General features: G+C 35.6%; 1 protein-coding gene. It reads left to right on the top strand.

Features of this window, described 5'->3' with window-relative positions; all coding sequences use genetic code 11:
- Nucleotides 1-157: 157 nt before the first annotated feature.
- On the top strand, nucleotides 158-937 hold the full coding sequence (locus tag J7338_RS20480) for a hypothetical protein (RefSeq protein ID WP_210798818.1): 780 nt from the start codon (nucleotides 158-160) through the stop codon (nucleotides 935-937).
- The last annotated feature ends 424 nt before the right edge of the window (nucleotides 938-1,361 follow it).

The following is a 1,361-nucleotide window of genomic DNA, read 5'->3' on the forward strand; positions in this document are numbered from 1 at the left end:
AGCTATGGTTAATGCATCAATAAAAATAAATCAAAAACGAGTTATTCTACAGGCTCGTTAGTGGTAAAGTAATAATTCAACCTCGGAGTCAATAATTATCAAAACTATCTGTAAAGCTATTTTAATCTTATTTGTCTTAACTTCCTGCAAAGCCACCATGGATAAAACAATTCCTCTCTCAAGCGAGTTTGAGTCAAGTTCAACAGTTATTACTTTAGATAATCCTAGCTGGAGAATTCCAGACTCAATTTATAATATAAATCTAGGCCCTTATGTTACCGAAAATTCTAAAACTTCATGGAGAAGCTTGGATAGCACTTTAGTAGGTAGAAAAAAAGATACTAGTTTTATAAATTACATTCTCTTTGATGATGCTCTTTCTTTTATAACGGAGGAGTTTGAAGTTGAAAGTACTCAAGTTTATTCTTTTAATCTAGTACAAGATGCCACATTAATTTCTACATCTAAATGTGAAGTTTTCTCACAATCTACAGCTGAAGAAACAGTGTCTGGCGATATTCTATATCCTAAGAAAAGTTCAAGTTCTAGCCATAATACTAGACAGAAAACTTTTTTGGTGTGCGCTATAACTCATAATAATAAACTATGGGAGTTCACTCTCACGTCGTATAATGAGAAGAAGGTTAAGGCACAATTAAGAACTAATAACCTGTCTTATGAAATCAAAGGTGTGTCGAAAACTATCAGTTTAGTGAAAAATGGAAATACAGTAGAACGAAGGAATTCTCCACCATGGCTTGCACTAAACTCTGGACTTGAATTTTTTAAAAATAAAAAACAGGTCGCAGCTTTATCCTTTGTAGGAAAACCTAAAATTTGGTTGAAGCAAAACTTATCTACTGAATCAAACGAGTTATTGCTGACTGTTAGTTACAGTCTAACAATGTTTAATTGGTTAGATAGTGAGTGGAGATGACAACTTTACCACTAATACATATGAGCCTTAACTCTGTCAATAGGCACTAGTGTTTTATTTGACCGTTTTTATATAGTGACGGTCAATTCTAAACCAATAAACAAATTCGTTTACTTCGTCTGTCGATACGGCTGTTAAGCAAGTAGCTTACGGCAAACACATATAGAGGCTCTCTTATTGCGATCTCATCGCAGCCAGGTTTTTCCCATATCCTTTTGGGGTTGCTGGGGCACTAGACATTCATCGGTTAACCTCATCATGGCACTATTCAAGGCGGCTGGTTTCATCATTATGATCCAGTTAGTTTCAGGCTCAAGTCAGGTGTAAGCGGCTTTGTTTATTGTATTAATGCACGCGTACTGAGCGTCTAATCAAGACAGGTGGCTTAGGTCTGTAGGCATATAATCAGGTAAAACCCTGTTGG

It is taken from the genome of Pseudoalteromonas ostreae, assembly GCF_018069805.1.
GTDB lineage: Bacteria > Pseudomonadota > Gammaproteobacteria > Enterobacterales > Alteromonadaceae > Pseudoalteromonas > Pseudoalteromonas ostreae.

Excerpts from the sequence above, each read along its gene's own strand:
- J7338_RS20480 (WP_210798818.1), top strand. The coding sequence starts at position 158 with ATGGATAAAACAATTCCTCTCTCAAGCGAGTTTGAGTCAAGTTCAACA.